15 protein-coding genes and 1 tRNA gene are annotated in these 17448 nt (G+C 59.7%); 7 read left to right on the top strand and 9 right to left on the bottom strand.

Annotation, left to right across the window (positions count from 1 at the left end; translation table 11 throughout):
• Nucleotides 1–79 precede the first annotated feature (79 nt).
• The 5 genes from BTM36_RS15745 to BTM36_RS15725 form a co-directional block, all read right to left on the bottom strand.
• On the bottom strand, nt 80–322 hold the full coding sequence (locus BTM36_RS15745; RefSeq protein ID WP_077237029.1) for a hypothetical protein: 243 nt from the start codon (nt 320–322) through the stop codon (nt 80–82).
• 173 nt (nt 323–495) lie between these two features.
• Complete coding sequence (locus tag BTM36_RS15740) at nt 496–1593, bottom strand: acyltransferase (protein WP_077237028.1); 1098 nt, start codon at nt 1591–1593, stop codon at nt 496–498.
• Between the two features lie 218 nt (nt 1594–1811).
• A tRNA-Pro gene (locus tag BTM36_RS15735) sits at nt 1812–1888 on the bottom strand.
• Between the two features lie 155 nt (nt 1889–2043).
• A complete protein-coding gene (locus BTM36_RS15730) occupies nt 2044–2898 on the bottom strand; it encodes a hypothetical protein (RefSeq protein WP_174616860.1) in 855 nt (284 codons plus the stop codon).
• 182 nt (nt 2899–3080) lie between these two features.
• Nucleotides 3081–3335, bottom strand: coding sequence for a hypothetical protein (locus BTM36_RS15725; protein WP_077237027.1), 255 nt, complete (start codon nt 3333–3335; stop codon nt 3081–3083).
• Between the two features lie 312 nt (nt 3336–3647).
• Between BTM36_RS15725 and BTM36_RS15720 the strand changes: the two genes are divergently transcribed.
• Together BTM36_RS15720 and BTM36_RS15715 are read left to right on the top strand one after the other, a co-directional pair.
• Nucleotides 3648–4808: a glycerate kinase gene (locus BTM36_RS15720; RefSeq protein WP_077237026.1), complete on the top strand. Its 1161-nt coding sequence runs from the start codon at nt 3648–3650 to the stop codon at nt 4806–4808.
• 680 nt (nt 4809–5488) lie between these two features.
• A complete protein-coding gene (locus tag BTM36_RS15715) occupies nt 5489–6043 on the top strand; it encodes an FxDxF family PEP-CTERM protein (protein WP_077237025.1) in 555 nt (184 codons plus the stop codon).
• 178 nt (nt 6044–6221) lie between these two features.
• Here BTM36_RS15715 and BTM36_RS15710 read toward each other — a convergent pair whose 3' ends face one another.
• Nucleotides 6222–6752: a serine O-acetyltransferase gene (locus tag BTM36_RS15710; RefSeq protein WP_077237024.1), complete on the bottom strand. Its 531-nt coding sequence runs from the start codon at nt 6750–6752 to the stop codon at nt 6222–6224.
• 651 nt (nt 6753–7403) lie between these two features.
• Here BTM36_RS15710 and kdsB point away from each other — a divergent pair.
• From kdsB to BTM36_RS15685, 5 genes are all read left to right on the top strand, one after another.
• Nucleotides 7404–8684 (top strand): 3-deoxy-manno-octulosonate cytidylyltransferase, encoded by a 1281-nt coding sequence (gene kdsB, locus BTM36_RS29350; protein WP_077237023.1) that lies wholly within the window; start codon nt 7404–7406, stop codon nt 8682–8684.
• 30 nt (nt 8685–8714) lie between these two features.
• Nucleotides 8715–9662, top strand: a complete 948-nt coding sequence (locus tag BTM36_RS15700; protein ID WP_174616859.1) for an SIS domain-containing protein — start codon at nt 8715–8717, stop codon at nt 9660–9662.
• A 92-nt stretch (nt 9663–9754) separates the two neighbouring features.
• Nucleotides 9755–10594 carry a 3-deoxy-8-phosphooctulonate synthase gene (kdsA, locus tag BTM36_RS15695; protein WP_077237022.1) on the top strand — a complete coding sequence of 280 codons (840 nt, stop codon included), beginning with the start codon at nt 9755–9757 and terminating at the stop codon, nt 10592–10594.
• Between the two features lie 103 nt (nt 10595–10697).
• Nucleotides 10698–12128 (top strand): lipopolysaccharide biosynthesis protein, encoded by a 1431-nt coding sequence (locus tag BTM36_RS15690; protein WP_077237021.1) that lies wholly within the window; start codon nt 10698–10700, stop codon nt 12126–12128.
• 25 nt (nt 12129–12153) lie between these two features.
• Entirely contained in the window at nt 12154–13512 is a 1359-nt protein-coding gene (locus BTM36_RS15685; protein ID WP_077237020.1) for a capsular biosynthesis protein, read from the top strand.
• Nucleotides 13513–13598: 86 nt separating this feature from the next.
• Here the strand turns inward: BTM36_RS15685 and BTM36_RS15680 are convergent, their stop codons facing one another.
• The 3 genes from BTM36_RS15680 to BTM36_RS15670 all read right to left on the bottom strand — a co-directional run bounded on the left by BTM36_RS15680 (nt 13599) and on the right by BTM36_RS15670 (nt 17410).
• Nucleotides 13599–15026, bottom strand: a complete 1428-nt coding sequence (locus BTM36_RS15680) for a mannose-1-phosphate guanylyltransferase/mannose-6-phosphate isomerase (RefSeq protein WP_077237019.1) — start codon at nt 15024–15026, stop codon at nt 13599–13601.
• Nucleotides 15026–16162 carry a sugar phosphate nucleotidyltransferase gene (locus BTM36_RS15675; protein ID WP_077237018.1) on the bottom strand — a complete coding sequence of 379 codons (1137 nt, stop codon included), beginning with the start codon at nt 16160–16162 and terminating at the stop codon, nt 15026–15028. The genes BTM36_RS15680 and BTM36_RS15675 overlap by 1 nt, the downstream gene beginning before the upstream one ends.
• Before the next feature lie 126 nt (nt 16163–16288).
• Nucleotides 16289–17410, bottom strand: coding sequence for a WecB/TagA/CpsF family glycosyltransferase (locus BTM36_RS15670; protein ID WP_077237243.1), 1122 nt, complete (start codon nt 17408–17410; stop codon nt 16289–16291).
• Nucleotides 17411–17448 lie beyond the last annotated feature (38 nt).

Below are 17448 nucleotides of genomic sequence, written 5' to 3'. Positions count from 1 at the left end.
ACTGAACCGTATTAGCGGCCTAGGCTGCTGTTTTCGCGTTATGTGTCGCTTTTCTCCTATATGCAGCATTCGGCATCAATCAGCGCCAGCCGCGATGCCAGCCATAGTGCGGATGATGCCAGCCCCAGCCGTAATAGGAGTGGTATTCCCAGACCCAGCCGGGTCCGGGCGAAGCGTAGGTCGGCTGCACGTAGACCACACCCGGGGGCGCAACGTAGGTCGGCTGTGCCACGTAGGCGGGCCGCACGGTAGGCGGTGCGACCACGCAGCCGCTCAGGGCCGCGACCACGGCCACGGCCGGAATCAATAGTAGGGATTTCATGCTTGCGCTCCTGATCTTGTTTGGCGGAATGTGCCGGCTAGGGTTGGCCGGCTGCCACTTATAAGTGGTGATCAGATAACGGATGGGGTTAAGCACGGGCGGACGCAGAATTGTGTGTTTATGTAACCTCGCCCCCCCCGTTCCCGCCAGGTTCAAGCCCCACGCAAAATCGATCACGCCAATGAAGAGCTCGCGCGGGTCGAACCTGATGGAATCTTTCGCCCCATGAAAGCAGCCAATGGGCGTTCGACGTACCGGTTGATCAGGTAGGCAAAAACGATAACCGTCGCGCAAACTAGCGCCAACAACAGACACTTGTCCAGCCTGTTACCGATCAGGTTGTAAAACACCAGCCCGACATTCAAGTGGATCAGATAGATCGGGTAGGACAGACTGCCTAGCAGGCGTGAAACACCTGCATAGGTGGCAGAGGTCGATCGACGGGTGATGACCACGACAAACAGCAGGTAGAACGCCGTGCAAATGACGACAACCGATTCATTGTAGTAGGCAAGGCCCGTGTAATGGGCAGCCCGCCGCACCAGATCCAGAAGCTCATAGTGGATGCCCACGGGTAGGGTCAATACCAGTAGCGCGAGCCGGAACCACGTAACACCTCGCTTGGAAATGCGATAGAAGAGACAACCGGCGATGAAAAAGCTGGCGAAATTGGTAATGAAATACTTTTCCACCAGCTCGCTCTTCAAAAAGATCTGCAGGATCGACAACAATAACCAAGCTGCCAAGACCCATTCAATCCTTGCCATCTGCCCCAGGAGCAGGACGAAAAGAACCAGAAGATAGAACTTCAATTCCACCAGCAACGTCCAGTAGACCCCATCGACAAAACCAATGCCGAAGAATCCGTTGAGCATGGTCATGTTCAAAACATATCGCGGCACGGTGAGATGAAAGATATGGTTGATGAAGATATAGGTGAGAACGAAGCTGACTGTGCAGCAGAACCAGTAGGCAGGATACAGACGCAGCACGCGCGAGCGCAGGAAGACACGAGGCGTGACGTTCTCCGAACTCATCAAGATGACGAAACCGGAGATCATGAAAAACAGATTGACTGCCAGGTAGTTGTACTTGACGAAGTTGGCAACCTCGCCGTAGAACACTGGAGAGTAATCATCCCCCTGTGCAAAACCGCGGACCAGATAATGCAGCAGCATGACACCGACTGCGGCGCAAAAACGAAGGATATCAACGTCGTGATAGCGCCGATGGGCTTGGGTAGATCGCCCGGGCTGATTTGACTGGTTCATCGCGAGGTCACTCCGCAAATTCTGTAGAGACCTCGCGCAAGGCGATGCGGTTGCAGTAATTCGGAGTTTTTTCTCGCACAGCACAAAGCGCCATGCCTTATTCGGGCCGAACCGGGGGCATCAAAAGTGAGGCAGCAAAGAAAAACAGCACTGAAATCAAGCTCTCGCCTAATCACAGTGCTGTATATGCGTGACTTTCGTCACGCTTTCAAATTGATTGGTCGGGACGGTGTGATTCGAACACACGACCCCTTGCACCCCATGCAAGTACGCTACCAGGCTGCGCTACGCCCCGACTGAAGACAAAGATTATAGCAGCGAATATGTTATTAATTCAACTGTTTCTCAAAAACATTTTTAAATATTTCGGGCAGCTTCGCGAGGGCATCATTCCGGATCGCACGAACACACTGTTCAACCGCGATCCCGCAGCGTCGCCGCCGTATTCGTTCAGCGACCGCCAAAGAATTCGTTGAGCAAGAAATTCTGCAAGCCCTTTGTGTCTTCCGGCCGGGCAGAGAGGGTCACCACTCTACCCAGTCGCTGCGAGTCGAAATTGAAATCGCCTTGGTAATAACGGCGGATAAGCGCAATCATGTTGTCCACCACAGCCAGCTGCACATTGCCGCCAAAGCCGGCATCCACTTCGATCAACTGATTCTGACTCCGGCGCTGATCCGTGGTCCAGCCGCGGAAACTGTACTGCGCTACCCGCGGCCCCATGCTGATGATCTGGAAGACGCCGTTCGTGCCGCGCCCCCGTTTGTCCTGGAAGGCGATGTTGGCTCGGGCAATGTCATTGGCCGAAGGGTTTTCGGCAGCTCGCGCCGCCGCATTCTCCTGCGCCGCCGCCTGCTCTGCTTCTTCACGCCTTTGGCGATTGCGATTGGCGAAAGTCATGAAGTCTTCGGCAGGTGCTGCCTGAACCGACGCGGATGCATTGCTGCTGGGCGTGGGCGCCGTTGGGAGCGGCGACGCCTGACGCGCAGGTGTCGGACTGTGCCGGGGTGCCGACCTGGTCACCGCCTTCTTGGGGGGAGGCTGGACTTTCTTGGGTTCCGGTACAGACTTGGGTGGCTCCGGTTGCTCCACGCGCACCGGGGCTGGCGGACGTACGAAGCTGACCTGCAAGGGGGCATCGGGTCGACCTGGAGACTCCAGCTTGAGCGGCGCCTCATTGAGCTTGGCCCGCACAAACATGAATACCGCCGCATGGACAAGTACGGACGACACGATGCCCAGCACCGTGCGACGCCGGGAGCGGGAAATAATATCTGATCGGGTCGATGAAACGTTAAAACTCATACCATGTGGCGACAGCAGTGGGCGGCCGATCTGCGGTCGATGCCATTACGCTACGGATGAAACGCCCATGCGCCCCAACCTACACCCACCCTGTCAGGCCATCTATCAAGGAAGGCAACATTCTAGCCGGTTTTGCCATGGATACAGCGAGTTCAAGCCACGGGTACTGCTTACCAGGCAGCTCAACGCCAGCGCCCTCGCCCACCCCAGCCATTGCTGTAGCCAAAGTAGAAGGAAGACGACGGATAGCTGTACGCCGGATACGCGGGATAGGATGGATAAGCGTAATAGGGGGAATAAACCGGTTGGGCGGGATAGACAGCAGCACCATTGTATGGACTGACGGGCACAGCCACGCAGCCGCCCAGCAACAAGGAGGCAGGCAAGGCGGCCAGCAGAAGACCGCGATAGAGCGGTACACGGACAGAGGGCTTCATAGGCATTACTCCTTGGGCGCAGTTTGCCAACATCGCACTATCGCTCAGTCGCTTCCGACCAGCCACCCTCCTTACCTTTTGTTACGCGCTTCAGATTCAATTGACAGTCTACGAAGAAATCTTCAGCCCCGCGGCTTTTGCCACCGTTGCTACTGTCTATACCTGCAAGGCCATAATCAAACCGGACCCAGCTTATATAATCACGCCAAAGCCAGCAGCAGCAACGCCGATTGTCCGCTGCACAAAACATCACGAGACCTTTCCAACACGCCTGACGCCGCAATGCGCATGGCCTGAGCCTACGAACCCACCATGACCTCAGCCCGCCCCTCCTTGCCCAAACCCATCATCGTCATCGCGCCCGATTCGTTTAAGGGCTCTCTCTCGGCTGAAGAAGTCGCCGCGGCCATCGGCGCCGGGATCTCGGCCGCAATTCCTGATGCCCAAGTCCGTCTTTGTCCCATCGCCGACGGTGGCGAAGGCACGCTCGATGCGCTCATGCATGCGGGCGGCGAACGCTTCACCGTCAATTGCCGCAATGCCGCCGGACAAGACGCGAACGCACCCGTGGGCATCCTCAAGGATGGCAGTGCCGTCGTGGAATCGGCTGCCATCGTCGGACTGACCGACCCGGCAGGAACGGGCGTAGCGGTGCAATTGCGCACCACCCTGGGCGTAGGCGACGCGATCAAGAGTCTCCTGGATCGCGGCGCGCGCCGATTCCTGGTTGCGCTGGGCGGCAGCAGCACCAATGACGGCGGCGCCGGCCTGCTTGTGGCCCTGGGCGCGGTATTGCGGGATGGTGCCGGCGAGGCGATACCACCGCAACCCGCGCAGCTACACCGGGTAGTCAGCATTGATGTGTCCGCGTTGGACCCCCGCATCAAGGAAGCCCATTTCGTGGCCATGTCCGACGTTGATAATCCCCTGTGCGGCGAAGAGGGCGCAACGGCGGTCTTCGGACCGCAAAAAGGCGTGGCGGCCGACCAGGTTGCGGTAATAGACAGCGCCTTGCGACATTTCGCCAGCGTCCTTGAGCCGGCACTCGGCCGCCGGGCCTCGGATCAACCGGGCGCGGGGGCCGCAGGTGGTCTGGGGTATGCACTGCTGATGCTGGGTGCGCAATTCCGCTCGGGCGCAGAAACGGTGGCCGACCATATCGGACTGGATGATGCGCTGGCAGGTGCCGACTGGCTCATCACGGGCGAAGGTCGCAGCGACGCCCAGACTTTGCACGGCAAGGCCCCCTTCATCGCAAGCCAGCGCGCGCGCCGCGCAGGCGTCCCCACAACTCTGCTCTCCGGAGGCATTGATAGAACGTCGCTGGAAAAGCTGCAGACCGGATTTTCCGGCTGCTTTTCCATCAGCTTCGGCCCCATGAGCCTGCAAGACGCCATTGCACAGGCGCCGGGATTGCTACGCGACAGCGGCGAGCAGTTGGCGCGCCTGTGGCAAGCCGGCCGTAGCTGCTGACATCCCCCACCCCGCAGATTCCTGCGGGATCAGCTTCCATCACTCAAGCTACACCAGCCCCCCCCTCCACCGAAGCGACCTGATGCGGCATGGCATTGCGCAACAGGTCGTTTATCTTTTCTCGACCCGCCTCCGCAACATTTTTCAGGCAAGACAGCGGGTCACAGTGCGTCAATAAACTCACGCCAATTTTTACCGCCCGGCAAATGTAAAGTGCGGCAATTGAAAATTGCAAAAAATGCAATTTAATTTTGCAAGAAAAATTATCTTTTTATCTATTTTTAGACGATTTTAGTTATTAATTCGACAAATAAATTGCCCCGTGGATTTGTTCGTTACCGCACCGCAACAAAGCTCATCAATTCCCTGGCAGAAACTCTCGTAATCCTTTACTGGAGCGGGTTTCAGGCGATAAGAAAATTCAAAAAAAAGCTGATTTCAGGCTGATTTTTATTGCTCAGCCAGCGAACGCAATGTTATATTTCCGACATCAACACATTGTTTGTTAAATCCTGTCAGTTTTTGTCAGGACAGGATGATTTTTTGGCAACAAAAAGATTGACTGCGACGAAGCTGTCCCAGGGCAATCCAGCATCAAAGTGAGTTGATTTGCTTTTGAATGGAGAGCGCCACGCGCAATCCTCGTCATAAATAAGATGTGAACCTAAAGGATTGATCCCATGAAAAAACTTCTCGCCGCTTCCGCCATTGCGCTGGCATTGTCCATGGCTGGCACCGCAGCCCATGCAGCTGTTACCACACTGACCCTGGTCAACGATCAGGTCGGCTTCAGCGCCTCCCATACGGGCGCTTTCAGCGATACCTACAACTTCACGATCAGCAACCTGTCGGATCTGTCATCTTCGGTGACGGCTTCCATCGTTACCCGTTCGACCACTGCCCCGACCACGCTGACCAGCTTCTTGCTGACCAGCATTGCAACTGGCGCCACCTACGCCAGCTCTTCCAGCACCAGCATCACCACCACCAACGGCGTAACTAAGTACGAGACGACTTACGGCATTTTGGCCACTTCGCTGACAGCCGGTCTCTACAAGCTGACCGTCACCGGCAACGGCTCCTATGGTGGCAACCTGACCCTGATCTCCTCGGTTCCCGAAGCATCCACCACCAGCATGATGCTGGGTGGCTTGGCGCTGGTGGGCATGATGGCATGGCGTCGTCGTCGCGGCGACCAGAAGCTGTCCATGCCCATGGGCATGACTGCCGCCTGATCAGCAGCAAGGCAATACGTAGAGAAAACGCCCGAGCAATCGGGCGTTTTTTCATTTGGGGGCGAGCTTCATGCAAGCCTGCAGGCAAATATCCTGCTCCTTCCCGGCCGCGGGCTCAAAAAAAAATGGCCCGCGTTATGCGCGGGCCTGGCGGAACGAACGACAAAAACGAGAGCGCTTAGACTTCGTCGATCTTCACTGCCGTCGAAACTACGCGAGCCGGCGCCCCGACCACCGTGGCACCCGCAGGGACATCGTGCAACACCACCGACATAGCCCCGATCTTGCACCCATCTCCCAGACGGATGCCACCGAGCACCTGCGCATAGGCGCCGAACTCCACATCATCGCCGATCACCGGAGACGGACCGCCTGCATGACGATTGCCGATGGTCACGCCCTGTCGCAAGGTGCAGCCTGCGCCAATGACAGCCTGTTCATTGACGAAGATATTGCCGAAGTGCCAGATACGCAAGCCGGGACCGATCCTGGCGCCACGTGGAAGACTGATACCGAAAGCGGTTTCGGTCAGCCGGAACAGCGGCCAATACAGCGCGTTCTGCAGCTTGCGGGCAAGACCGGGCGGTCTTGCCTCGATACGCCGCCCCCAGCGATAGACCCAGATGGCCCAGATCGATTGTTCTTTCAGAAACGGACGGCGCAAGTTATAGCGCTCCAGATCGGCCAGCCAGTCAGGGTCCCGCGACATCTTTTTTCCTCTCAAAATCACTGATTATTCAATCTTCTCTCGGCATCAATCAGCATCAAACGCTATCTTGACGTCTTGTCATTATTTGCGAATAAAAGTTCACTCAATGACAACAAAAAGTATGCACCTATTCAGCGCGGCATTTCAGGCAAAAATGCGACTGTGCAGCGCAACAATATGATAAATTTGTCGAACAAGCCAGTAACTGCAAGCAAATGCCGGGAAATTTCCACTCAGCAAATTTTTGTGGAACTTTTTCTTTCATATTTGAATCTTTGCACCTGGCCAGATAAGAACATCACAGTTCCTCGCGCCTTGCCTACCGGGCGGACGTCGGGGACACGTGAACCCGACGTCGCAACGTCCACCCATGACAAGAGCAAATGCCGCCAGCTGAAACTGTCGTATCGATGTCACCGACCTGCCCGCCTCTGCGGTTACCAAAATCACGAGCAGGGGCAGCGATCGGCACACCTGAGCCGCAACCGAAGCGTAGCTGATGACCAGGATGACCTCCCTGCGCGGCAGGCACCCAGCCATGGGGCACCGAACTCCCTCACATGAAAGCACTTCCATGACCACCGTATCACACCGCCCCGACATGACGAACACGCTGGCGCCCCGGCCGGCGGCGCTGGGCTGAGGTCCCGTATGCGCTGTATCGCTGTCATCCCGGCACGCTTTGGCTCCAGCCGCCTGCCCGGCAAACCGCTGGCCGACATCCTGGGCAAGCCCATGATCCAGCATGTCTACGAACGCGTGAAGACTCTGGAAGAACTGGCCGATGTGGTGGTGGCCACCGACGATGAACGCATCGTGGCGGCGGTCAACGCCTTCGGTGGCAAGGCCGTCCTGACTTCGCCTGACCATCCTTCCGGTACCGATCGTCTGCGCGAGGTCATGCAACACCATCCGGCCGACCTCTATCTCAACGTGCAAGGTGACGAACCGCTGGTCAATCCGGCGCACCTGCGCAGCCTGCTGCAAGCCATGCTGGGCGCACCGCAGGTGCAGGTCGGCACTCTCTGCCATCCGATCAGTGCCAGCGAGGCGGAGAACCCCAATACCGTGAAGGTCGTGCGCAATCGTGCAGGTGACGCGCTGTATTTCAGCCGCGCACGCATTCCCTTCGAACGCGAGTCCACCGGCAAGACGCGCTACTTCAAGCACATCGGGGTCTACGCCTATCGTGCCGAGCTGCTGGCGGCTTTCCCGGAATTGCCCGCCAGCGAGCTGGAGCGCGCGGAAATGCTGGAGCAACTGCGCATCATGGATGCCGGTTGGCAGATCCGCGTCATCGAAGTCGATCACGCTGCCACTGGGGTGGATACTCCAGCCTGCCTGGAGCGCGTACGTGCCCTGATGGCTGGCCTGCCCGATCCGGCGCTCAAAGCTGGCAGCCTGGCGGATCTGAAGCTGGTGATCACCGATATCGACGGTGTTCTCACCGACGGCGGCATCTGGTACGACGACAGCGGCGAATGCCTCAAGCGCTTCCACGTGCGTGATGGCATGGGCATCAAGATGCTGCAGGAAGCCGGTGTCAACGTGGCCGTCATCTCCGGCCGCGATTCGGCCACGCTGCGCCGGCGGCTGGCCGACCTGGGCATCACCGCATTCCACCTGGGCGCCAAGGACAAGGCCGCCGCCTGCCAGGACATCATGGCGCAATACGGCGTCGGTCGCGAAGCCACGGCCATGATCGGCGATGACAGCATCGACCTGCCCGGCTTCGCCGCCTGCGACTGGCCGGTGGCCGTCGGTGACGCAGCTGACTACGTCAAGCGCCATGCCCGCATCGTGCTGGCCAAGCCCGGCGGCCACGGTGCTTTCCGGGAATTTTCCGACAGTGTATTGAACGCCCAGAACCGTTCTGCCATCTATGACAGCGTTGCTGGTTATGCCCAGGCCATGAGCCGCATGACGCAGTGACCCGCCCCAACAGAAACAAGTGAGCACACCATGAGAAAAACCGGTATCCGGGTATTCCAGGAACAGGCGCAAGCCTTGAACATGATCGCCGAGCGCCTGGCCGACGAATTCGAACAGGCCGTCGAGCTGATGTACAACACCCGCGGTCGCGTGATCGTCTCAGGCATGGGCAAGTCGGGCATCATCGGCAGCAAGATCGCCGCCACCCTCGCCTCCACCGGCACATCGTCCTTCTTCGTGCACCCGGGTGAGGCCTATCACGGCGACCTGGGCATGTTCACCGAGGCCGATACCGCGATCCTCATCTCCTACAGCGGCGAGACCGAAGAGGTGATCCGCCTGATTCCCTCCCTGCGTCACTTCGGCCTGCGCATCATCGCCATCGTCGGCAAGCGCAATTCGACCCTGGGCAAGAATGCGGATGTGGTCCTGGATGTTTCGGTACCGCGTGAAGCCTGCCCCAACAACCTGGCCCCGACCACGTCCACCACCGCCACCCTGGTGATGGGCGATGCCCTGGCCGTGGCGCTGATCGAGAAGCGTGATTTCAAGCCCAACGACTTCGCCCGCTTCCACCCGGGCGGCAGCCTGGGCAAGCGCCTGCTCACCCGCGTCAAGGATGTGATGCACACCCAGGTGCCCTGGGTCATGCAAGACACCCCCCTCATCGACGTGATCGGCCAGATGACCGAAGGCGGCCTGGGCATGGCCCTGGTCAGCGATGACGGCAAGCGCCAGACCCTGAGTGGCGTGATCACCGACGGTGACTTGCGCCGCGCCCTGGCCGCCCGCAAGGACATCTATCACATCACCGCCGCCGACCTGATGAACCGCTCGCCCAAGACCGTCCCGGAAAGCGAAATGTTCGTCGACGCCGAAGCCAAGATGCTGGAACTGAACATCACCGCCCTGGTGGCACTGAACCAGGAACAGCACGTGGTGGGCGTACTCAAGCTGCTGGACGCCAAGCGTCTGTGATTTCGGTGCAAACCGAAGTATTCTCCCCCTCCAGGCGCGACCCGGTCGACGCCGTAATTTGAACAATCACCTCCTGCATGAGGAAACGGAACATGATCAAGATCTTTGATATCGAGGTTGGAAACGAACTGCCCTTCGTCCTTTTTGGCGGCATCAACGTGCTGGAATCTGAACAATTCGCCGTCGATGTCTGCGGTGAATACGTGCGCGTCACCAAGGAACTGGGCATCCCCTATGTGTTCAAGGCCTCCTTCGACAAGGCCAATCGTTCCTCCATCAAGAGCTACCGCGGCCCTGGCCTGGACGCCGGCCTGAAGATCTTCGAAGCCGTCAAGAAGGCGCACGGCGTGGCGGTGCTGACCGATGTGCACGAGCCCTACCAGGCCGCCGAAGTGGCCAGCGTCTGCGATGTGCTGCAGCTGCCCGCCTTCCTGGCACGCCAGACCGATCTGGTGATCGCGCTGGCCAAGACCGGCAAGGTGATCAACATCAAGAAGCCGCAATTCGTCAGCCCGCCGCAGATGAAGAACATCGTCGAGAAGTTCGAAGAAGGCGGCAACACCAACGTCATGCTGTGTGACCGCGGCGCCCAGTTCGGCTACGACAACCTGGTGGTGGACATGCTGGGCTTTGGCGTGATGAAGCAGGTCAGCGGCAACAAGCCGGTGATCTTCGACGTGACCCACGCCCTGCAACAGCGTGAATCCGGCGCAGCTGCCTCGGGCGGTCGTCGCGGCCAGGTCACCGAACTGGCCCGCGCCGGCATGGCACTGGGTCTGGCGGGTCTGTTCCTGGAGGCGCATCCCGATCCGTCCAAGGCACTGTGCGACGGCCCCAGCGCGCTGAAGCTGTCGCAGCTGAAGCCCTTCCTGGAGCAGGTCAAGGCAGTGGACGATCTGATCAAGGGCCTGCCTGAGCTGGATACGCATTGAGCATGGCCGCTCCCATTGAGGCTGCCAAGCTTTCACCGGGCGCGGCGTTGTCGGCGTCCATCGCTGGCCTGCGGGCTTGCCACCTGGCGTTCCGGGGAGCGGCATGAGCGCTGCTTCCAATGTCCGCTGGATCGCGATAACGCAGTTCGTCAAGATTGGCTCCCAGCTGGTCAACATGTTCGTGTTGACGCGGCTGATACCCCCTTCCGAGTACGGCCTCATGGCCATGGCCGGCATCGCGACCAATCTGGCGTTCATCCTGCGCGATATGGGTACCGCCGCCGCCATCATCCAGAAGGCCGAACTGCACGATAACGACAGCTCGTCGGTGTTCTGGTTGAACATGATCGGCGGAATGGTGCTGATGCTGTTGCTGTGGCTGGCGGCACCTTTCATGTCGTCCACCTTCGGTGAGCCACGCTTGACCCATGTGCTGTGGGTACTGGCCATTACCTTCCCGGTGGCGGCCAGTTCGATGGTGCATCAGGCTCTGCTGGAGCGGGTGTCGCGCTTCCGGCTCATTGCCGGGATCGAATCGGCGGCCTCGCTGCTGTCGCTGGCCATCGCGCTGGTCCTGGCCTTCCAGGGCGCCGGCGTATGGAGCCTGACGGCGCAGGCGGTGATCACGGCAGTCTGCACGACCCTGCTGCTATGGCGCTATTCCCCGTGGCGACCGAAGATGATCTTCGACCGCGCATCGATTCGCAGCGTCTTTTCCTTCAGCGGAGCGATGGCTGGCAACCAGATGGCAGCCTACGTTTTTCGCAATGCCGACAGTTTCGTGGTCGGCAAGATGCTGGGCGCCTCCGTCCTGGGCAATTACTCGCTGGCCTACAAGCTCATGCTGTTCCCGGTACAGAACATCTCCTGGGTGGCGGTGCGCTCGCTGTTCCCGGTCATGAGCCGGCGCCAGGACGATCGCGCCTATCTGTCCAGTCTGTCGCTGCGCTCCCTGAGCCTGATTTCCTTCGTAGCCGCGCCGATGATGTTCGGGGTAGCCAGTCTGTCGCACCTGTTCGTAGCGGTCTTCCTCGGCCCCAAATGGGCACTGGTGGGCGACATCCTGCTGTACCTGGGCCTGGTCGGTTATCTGCAGGTCATCACCAGCGTGGCCGCACCGGTCTTCATGGCCTTGGGCAAGACCGGCTGGATGCTGCGCCTGTCGCTGATCGGCACGCCGCTGTATGTACTGGCGTTCGTGCTTGGTGCGCGCCAGGATGGCGTTCAGGGCCTGGCGCTGGCTTACCTTGCGGTGTCGGTGGTGATGGCTTTCCCGACCTTCTATTTCGCCTGCCGGCTCATTGCCGTGGGTCTCAAGGATTTTCTGGTTGCGCTGCTGCCGTCGCTGCTTTCCGGCGTGGGCATGATGCTCTTTGTCATGTTCTGCCGCGATCGCATCCCGGCCACGGGAACGCTGCTCTTTACGTGGCTGGCTGGGGCCGGTGCGCTCTTCTGGCTGATCACGGTAGCCCTGTTCCAGCGGGCCGCGGCCAAGGAGTTCTTCCGCCTGGCCTTCAAACGAATCAAGAAATGATCCATCTTTCGAACGGGTATCCTCGATGAAAATTGCCATCTTTGTCCTGGCCGACATGTTCGTGCCGCTGATGCTCAGCACCGGCAACTGCCTGGAACAGCGCCATGGCCACCAGGTACGCTACCTGAATTTCCTGCCGCATGACCACAAGCTGCTATCCAAGAACACGGAGCAGCTCTTCCCGCGCGATCTGGAAACACTCGACGGCAGCGCCCAGGAGCAGAACATTCTGTTCCCGCAGGACGACGTGAAGGACATGGTCAACTTCATGCAACTCAAGCACGGTGGCAGCCTGACCGAGTGGCATGGGCGGGTCAATGCGGTGGCACGTTACGTACAGCGCTTCATCGATGCAGAGGCACCTGATCTGTTCGTGGTCTGGAATGGCCAGGATCACATCGGCCAGGTCATCAGCGTCCTGTGCCGACGCAAAGATATTCCGGTGGTCTACCTGGAGAACGGTTACTTCGCCAACACACTGCAAGCCGACCTGGCCGGCGTGAATGCCTCCGCCACCCTGGCGGCGCTGGACTACGATGCCGTTCTTGCACAAGCCCGGTCCCAGCCACCTTCCAGCACCGATGTCCAGACGGCTCCGGCACTCGAGATCCGCCCTCTGACCCGCACGCAACTGGCGGCCATCGCGCTGGCCCATCGCGCCAATCTCGGCTACTACACCCAGTATCCGGAACAACGCGGTTCCAGCCGCATCAAGACCTGGCAGATCAAGCGTGAACGCGCTGCCATCCCGAACGACCAAGTCACGCTGCCGGAACACTTTGCTTTCGTCCCCCTGCAGGTCCACGATGATACCCAGGTACTGCTCAACTCCAGGCTGGTACATTCGGTGGAGGAGTTCTTCGAGACCGTTCATGCCGCCATTCGCCGGACCTGCGGACCGGACTATCCCATCATCGTCAAGGAGCACCCGGAAGACCTGGGGCGCTACGACTACAGTGAACTGCGCCAGAAATACCCGGACGTGATCTGGCTGCGCAAGTTCGACATCGAATTGCTGCTGGATCGCGCCACCATGGTGTTCGTGATCAACTCGTCGGTGGGCTTGCAGGCCGTACGCCGCAAGAAGCCGACCGTGGTGCTGGGGGAGTCCTTCTATTCCAAGCCGGAGATCGCTTTCGTGGTCAAGGACCTGGCCCAGCTTGATGCCAACGTGCAGCGCGCCGCCATCGGGGTGGATGAGATGATGTCGATGCGTATCGATCGCTTCCTGGAGGCGCTGGATCGCACCCTTTTCGTAAAAGGTACATGGAAGTACCCAGCCTGCATCCAGGCCGGACCAGCGCTGGCTGAGCGACTTGTGGCCCTGCACGCGAGCAGTGCAAGCGCAGAGACCCTATCCGGCAGGTCCGTTGCCAACAGTTGAATCGGCCCACCACAGACAACACGGGTGACGAAAACGAAAAAAGGAGAGCACGAATGCTCTCCTTTTTTCATTGCGCGACCGCTATCTCAGGCACGCTTGTAGACGTCATCGAAGCGCACGATATCATCCTCGCCCAGGTAACTGCCCGATTGCACCTCGATCAGGTGCAGCGGCAGCTTGCCCGGGTTTTCCAGACGATGGGTAACGCCGATGGGCAAGTAGATCGATTCGTTTTCGCTCAGCAGGGTCACTTCCTCGCCGCGTGTAACCAGAGCTGATCCACTGACCACCACCCAGTGCTCGGCGCGATGGTAGTGCATCTGCAGCGACAGCTTCTCGCCCGGCTTGACGATGATGCGCTTGACCTGGAAGCGCTCGCCCGAATCGACGCTTTCGTAGCTACCCCAGGGGCGGAAGACGCGCTTGTGATGGACGTGTTCGGTGCGCTTGGCACTCTTGAGCGTGTCCACGAAGGACTTGACGTCCTGTACCTTGTCACGATGCGCCACCAGCACGGCATCGTCGGTCTCCACCACGACCAGGTCTTCCACGCCCAGCACCGCGACCATGCGACTCTCAGCACGCACCAGGGTATTTTTGACCTGGTTCAGGTGCACGTCACCGCGCACCACGTTGCCCTCGGCGTCCGCCGGCAGCACTTCATGCAATGCGCTCCAGGAACCCACATCGCTCCAGCCAATGCTGGCCGGCACCACCACCGCGCGCGAGGTATTTTCCATCACGGCATAGTCGATGGATTCCGAGGGGGATGCAGCAAATGCGGCCTCGTCCAGACGGCAGAAATCGAGATCATTGTAGGCCTTGGCAACGGCGTCCTTGACGGCAGCGCCGATGAGCGGACGGTGCACTTCCAGTTCCGCCAGGTAATCACGGGCCTTGAAGAGGAACATGCCGCTGTTCCAGTAGTACCCACCTTGTTGCAGGAAGCCGGTGGCGGTGGCCAGATCCGGCTTCTCGACGAAACGATCCACCATGAAGTTGCTACTCTCGGCAGCATGCGCAGCACCGCGCAAGATATAGCCGTAACCGGTTTCCGGCTGGGTCGGCTCGATGCCGAAGGTCGCCAGCGCGCCTTGCTGCACCGACACCAGCGCGCGTCGTACAGCTTCGTGGAAAGATAGGACATCGGTGATGACGTGGTCGGCCGGCAGCACCAGCATGACGGCCTCAGGGTCCAGGCGTTGCAGATGCAGTGCCGCGGCAGCGACCGCCGGCGCAGTATTGCGGCCTTGCGGTTCCAGCATGATGCTAAGGGGACGTACCCCGATCTCGCGCATCTGCTCGGCGATCATGAAACGATGTTCGTTGCCGCAGACGATCAGCGGCGCTTGTACCTCGGCCCAGCTGCCCACGCGGGCCACGGTCTCCTGCAGCATGGTCTGCTCGCTCACCAGCGGCAGCAATTGCTTGGGGTAAGCCGCACGCGAAAGCGGCCACAAGCGGGTACCCGAACCACCGGACAAAATGACGGGATAGATTTTGGTATTAGACATTAGGCACTCCTTGTTTCCTTGATTTCACTGCGCGGTTTGAGGCGGCGGTCCCGTGCATCGTTCCATTGTTCGTCCGGCTGATCGGACGTATGTTTCATTTCGCCGTCGTGGGTGACACTGTAGGCACCGTAGACGACGCTATTTTCAAACCTGGTGCCGCTGGCTACGCGAGTATATTCGAAGAGCACGCTGCGAATCACTTCTGCGCCGCTGCAGATGTGGCTGCCGTGACCAATCCAGGCCGGGCCGACGATCCTGGAGCCGGCCTCGACATGGGAGCCGGCGCCGATGTAGACGGGCCCCTCGATGGTCGTGCCTTCCCAGTCGATACGGGTATTCAATCCCACCCATACGCCTTCCTGGATCTGGGTGCCGGGCACGTACATCTGCGCGACTTCGCCCTTCAGAACGCTCTGCAGTACCGACCAGAAATCCGTCACGTTGCCGATATCGATCCAGTTGAAGAAACGCTTCTGGGCGTAGAACGGCAATTGCTTCTCCACCAGCAGTGGGAACAGGTCGGCGCCGATGTCGAAGAACTTGTCCTTGGGGATCAGGTCCAGTGCCGCCGGTTCCATGATGTAGATACCGGTACTGGCGAGATTGGACAGCGCCTCTTCCTGGGTGGGCTTTTCCTGGAAGGACTTGACCTTGCCGTCCGGCTCGGCGACCACGATGCCATAGCTGCACACCTGTTCCATCGGTACTTCCTTGGTGATCACGCTCACCAGCGCACCCTTGCGGCGATGCTCGAACAATGCCGAATGCAGGTCGAGGTCGATCAGGGCATCGCCGCAGATGACCAGGGTGGTTTCGTCGAAGAAGCCACCGAATTCCTGGATCTTCTTCATGCCACCGGCCGAGCCGATGGGATTGGGGAAGACCTGGCCGTCGTCGTCCACATAGCCTTCGAAGGAATAGCCGATGCGCGCACCAAAACGCTGCCCTTCGCCGAAATAATTTTCGATGCGGTCATGCAGGTAGCTGACGTTGACCATGATGTCCTGGACGCCGAACTTCACCAGGTGTTCGATCAGGTATTCCATCACCGGCTTGCCCAGGATGGGGATCATCGGCTTGGGCAGCGCATAGGTCAGGGGGCGAACCCGGGTACCCTTGCCTGCTGCCAGAATCATTGCTTTCATGAATGCCTCTTCTATTGACGATAGGTGTTCGGTGCTACTCAGGTAGACGACTCCGACAGGTGCCGACCAAGTGCCGGCTACCCGCTGCGCTCGCGGTCTATGCGAAACGGCGACCGCTCATGCCGACGGCTGTAACAGATATTCAGCGCAGTGCAGCCCAAACTGCTTGCGCAGTTCCGGCGACGCACCCAGTACGGCCCACGGTCGTTTGGCGGCATGACATGCGCCATACAACAGCATCAGGGACGCCAGGGCTGCGCTGTCGAGATGGCCCAGACCGGTGCAATCCACCACCAGCGGGCTTGATGAGCGGGCCGCCTCCGGCAGCAGTGCACGCAAGCGTCCGATGTTGGCTTGCCCCACGGCGCCGGACAGGCGCAGTATGCAATCGCCCTCCCGTTCTTCCACTGCCATGTGTGCCGCTTCGAACTGGGTGGCCACCGGCGTCTGCCGCCGAGCTGCCATTGCCAGAGGAATGACGCGATCGACCAGCAGCGTGAGCAGGCCGACGCCATCATCCCAATAACGACGCCACAACTTGGGTTCTTCCTTGATGCGCCAGAGCCACTCCAGGCCGGTCTTCTGCGCCCAGACCGGCGCCCGCGAGACGGTACCGGCGACGAAGTTGACGACCGCACCAAGGTGACTGACCAAGGGCACGCGTAACCGGGGCAGATTGTATTGGATCCATGCCTGGCCTTTCTTGGCCCCGAGCGCCACGACCAGGAAGTCGGCACCACTGGCATTGATGCGCTCGATACTGACGGGGTCGCTCATTTCTTCAATGGAGCCGAAGCCGGGGCTGTCGAAGCCGACGGCTGTCATTGACGAGGCACTGGCGTTGAGCTTCTCGCTGGCGGCCTGGGCCACGCCTGGAGGGCCGCCGAAGAAGTACACCCGCAGCGCTTCGCCACCGGCCGGCAGCGCTGCCTGGCGCAGGCTCTGGAATAGCGAGGAGCCGGCGACCCGTTCATTGATCGGCAAGCCGGTAGCACGCGCGATCCAGATCAGCGGCATACCGTCGGCGATGGAGAGATCGCTCTGGATGACCGAGAGGCGGAACTGCGGGTCTTCCAGGCAGGCAATTGCAAAGTTCAGGTTGGGAGTGGACAGGAAGCAGCGCTGTCGCTGTAGCACCGCAGTGCGCGTGATGCGTTCGGCGTCGGCCAGGCTGACCCGGTCAAACGGCAGGCCCAGGATACAGAAGACATCACGGTTGAAATCGGGCAGATGCGCGATAGCCGCATGCGAGACCGTGTCCGGTGCGATCTGATAGA

The sequence above is a fragment of the Herbaspirillum sp. VT-16-41 genome, from assembly GCF_001994935.1.
Classification (GTDB): Bacteria; Pseudomonadota; Gammaproteobacteria; order Burkholderiales; family Burkholderiaceae_D; genus Herbaspirillum; species Herbaspirillum frisingense.
Note: the sequence above shows the minus strand (reverse complement) of the source record. Positions and strands in the feature narration are given on the sequence as shown.

What these genes read in the sequence shown, in the direction of transcription:
- BTM36_RS15745 (WP_077237029.1), bottom strand. Translation starts at nt 322, where the DNA reads ATGAAATCCCTACTATTGATTCCGGCCGTGGCCGTGGTCGCGGCCCTG.
- BTM36_RS15740 (WP_077237028.1), bottom strand. Translation starts at nt 1,593, where the DNA reads ATGAACCAGTCAAATCAGCCCGGGCGATCTACCCAAGCCCATCGGCGC.
- BTM36_RS15730 (WP_174616860.1), bottom strand. Translation starts at nt 2,898, where the DNA reads ATGAGTTTTAACGTTTCATCGACCCGATCAGATATTATTTCCCGCTCC.
- BTM36_RS15725 (WP_077237027.1), bottom strand. Translation starts at nt 3,335, where the DNA reads ATGAAGCCCTCTGTCCGTGTACCGCTCTATCGCGGTCTTCTGCTGGCC.
- BTM36_RS15720 (WP_077237026.1), top strand. Translation starts at nt 3,648, where the DNA reads ATGACCTCAGCCCGCCCCTCCTTGCCCAAACCCATCATCGTCATCGCG.
- BTM36_RS15715 (WP_077237025.1), top strand. Translation starts at nt 5,489, where the DNA reads ATGAAAAAACTTCTCGCCGCTTCCGCCATTGCGCTGGCATTGTCCATG.
- BTM36_RS15710 (WP_077237024.1), bottom strand. Translation starts at nt 6,752, where the DNA reads ATGTCGCGGGACCCTGACTGGCTGGCCGATCTGGAGCGCTATAACTTG.
- kdsB (WP_077237023.1), top strand. Translation starts at nt 7,404, where the DNA reads ATGCGCTGTATCGCTGTCATCCCGGCACGCTTTGGCTCCAGCCGCCTG.
- BTM36_RS15700 (WP_174616859.1), top strand. Translation starts at nt 8,715, where the DNA reads ATGAGAAAAACCGGTATCCGGGTATTCCAGGAACAGGCGCAAGCCTTG.
- kdsA (WP_077237022.1), top strand. Translation starts at nt 9,755, where the DNA reads ATGATCAAGATCTTTGATATCGAGGTTGGAAACGAACTGCCCTTCGTC.
- BTM36_RS15690 (WP_077237021.1), top strand. Translation starts at nt 10,698, where the DNA reads ATGAGCGCTGCTTCCAATGTCCGCTGGATCGCGATAACGCAGTTCGTC.
- BTM36_RS15685 (WP_077237020.1), top strand. Translation starts at nt 12,154, where the DNA reads ATGAAAATTGCCATCTTTGTCCTGGCCGACATGTTCGTGCCGCTGATG.
- BTM36_RS15680 (WP_077237019.1), bottom strand. Translation starts at nt 15,026, where the DNA reads ATGTCTAATACCAAAATCTATCCCGTCATTTTGTCCGGTGGTTCGGGT.
- BTM36_RS15675 (WP_077237018.1), bottom strand. Translation starts at nt 16,162, where the DNA reads ATGATTCTGGCAGCAGGCAAGGGTACCCGGGTTCGCCCCCTGACCTAT.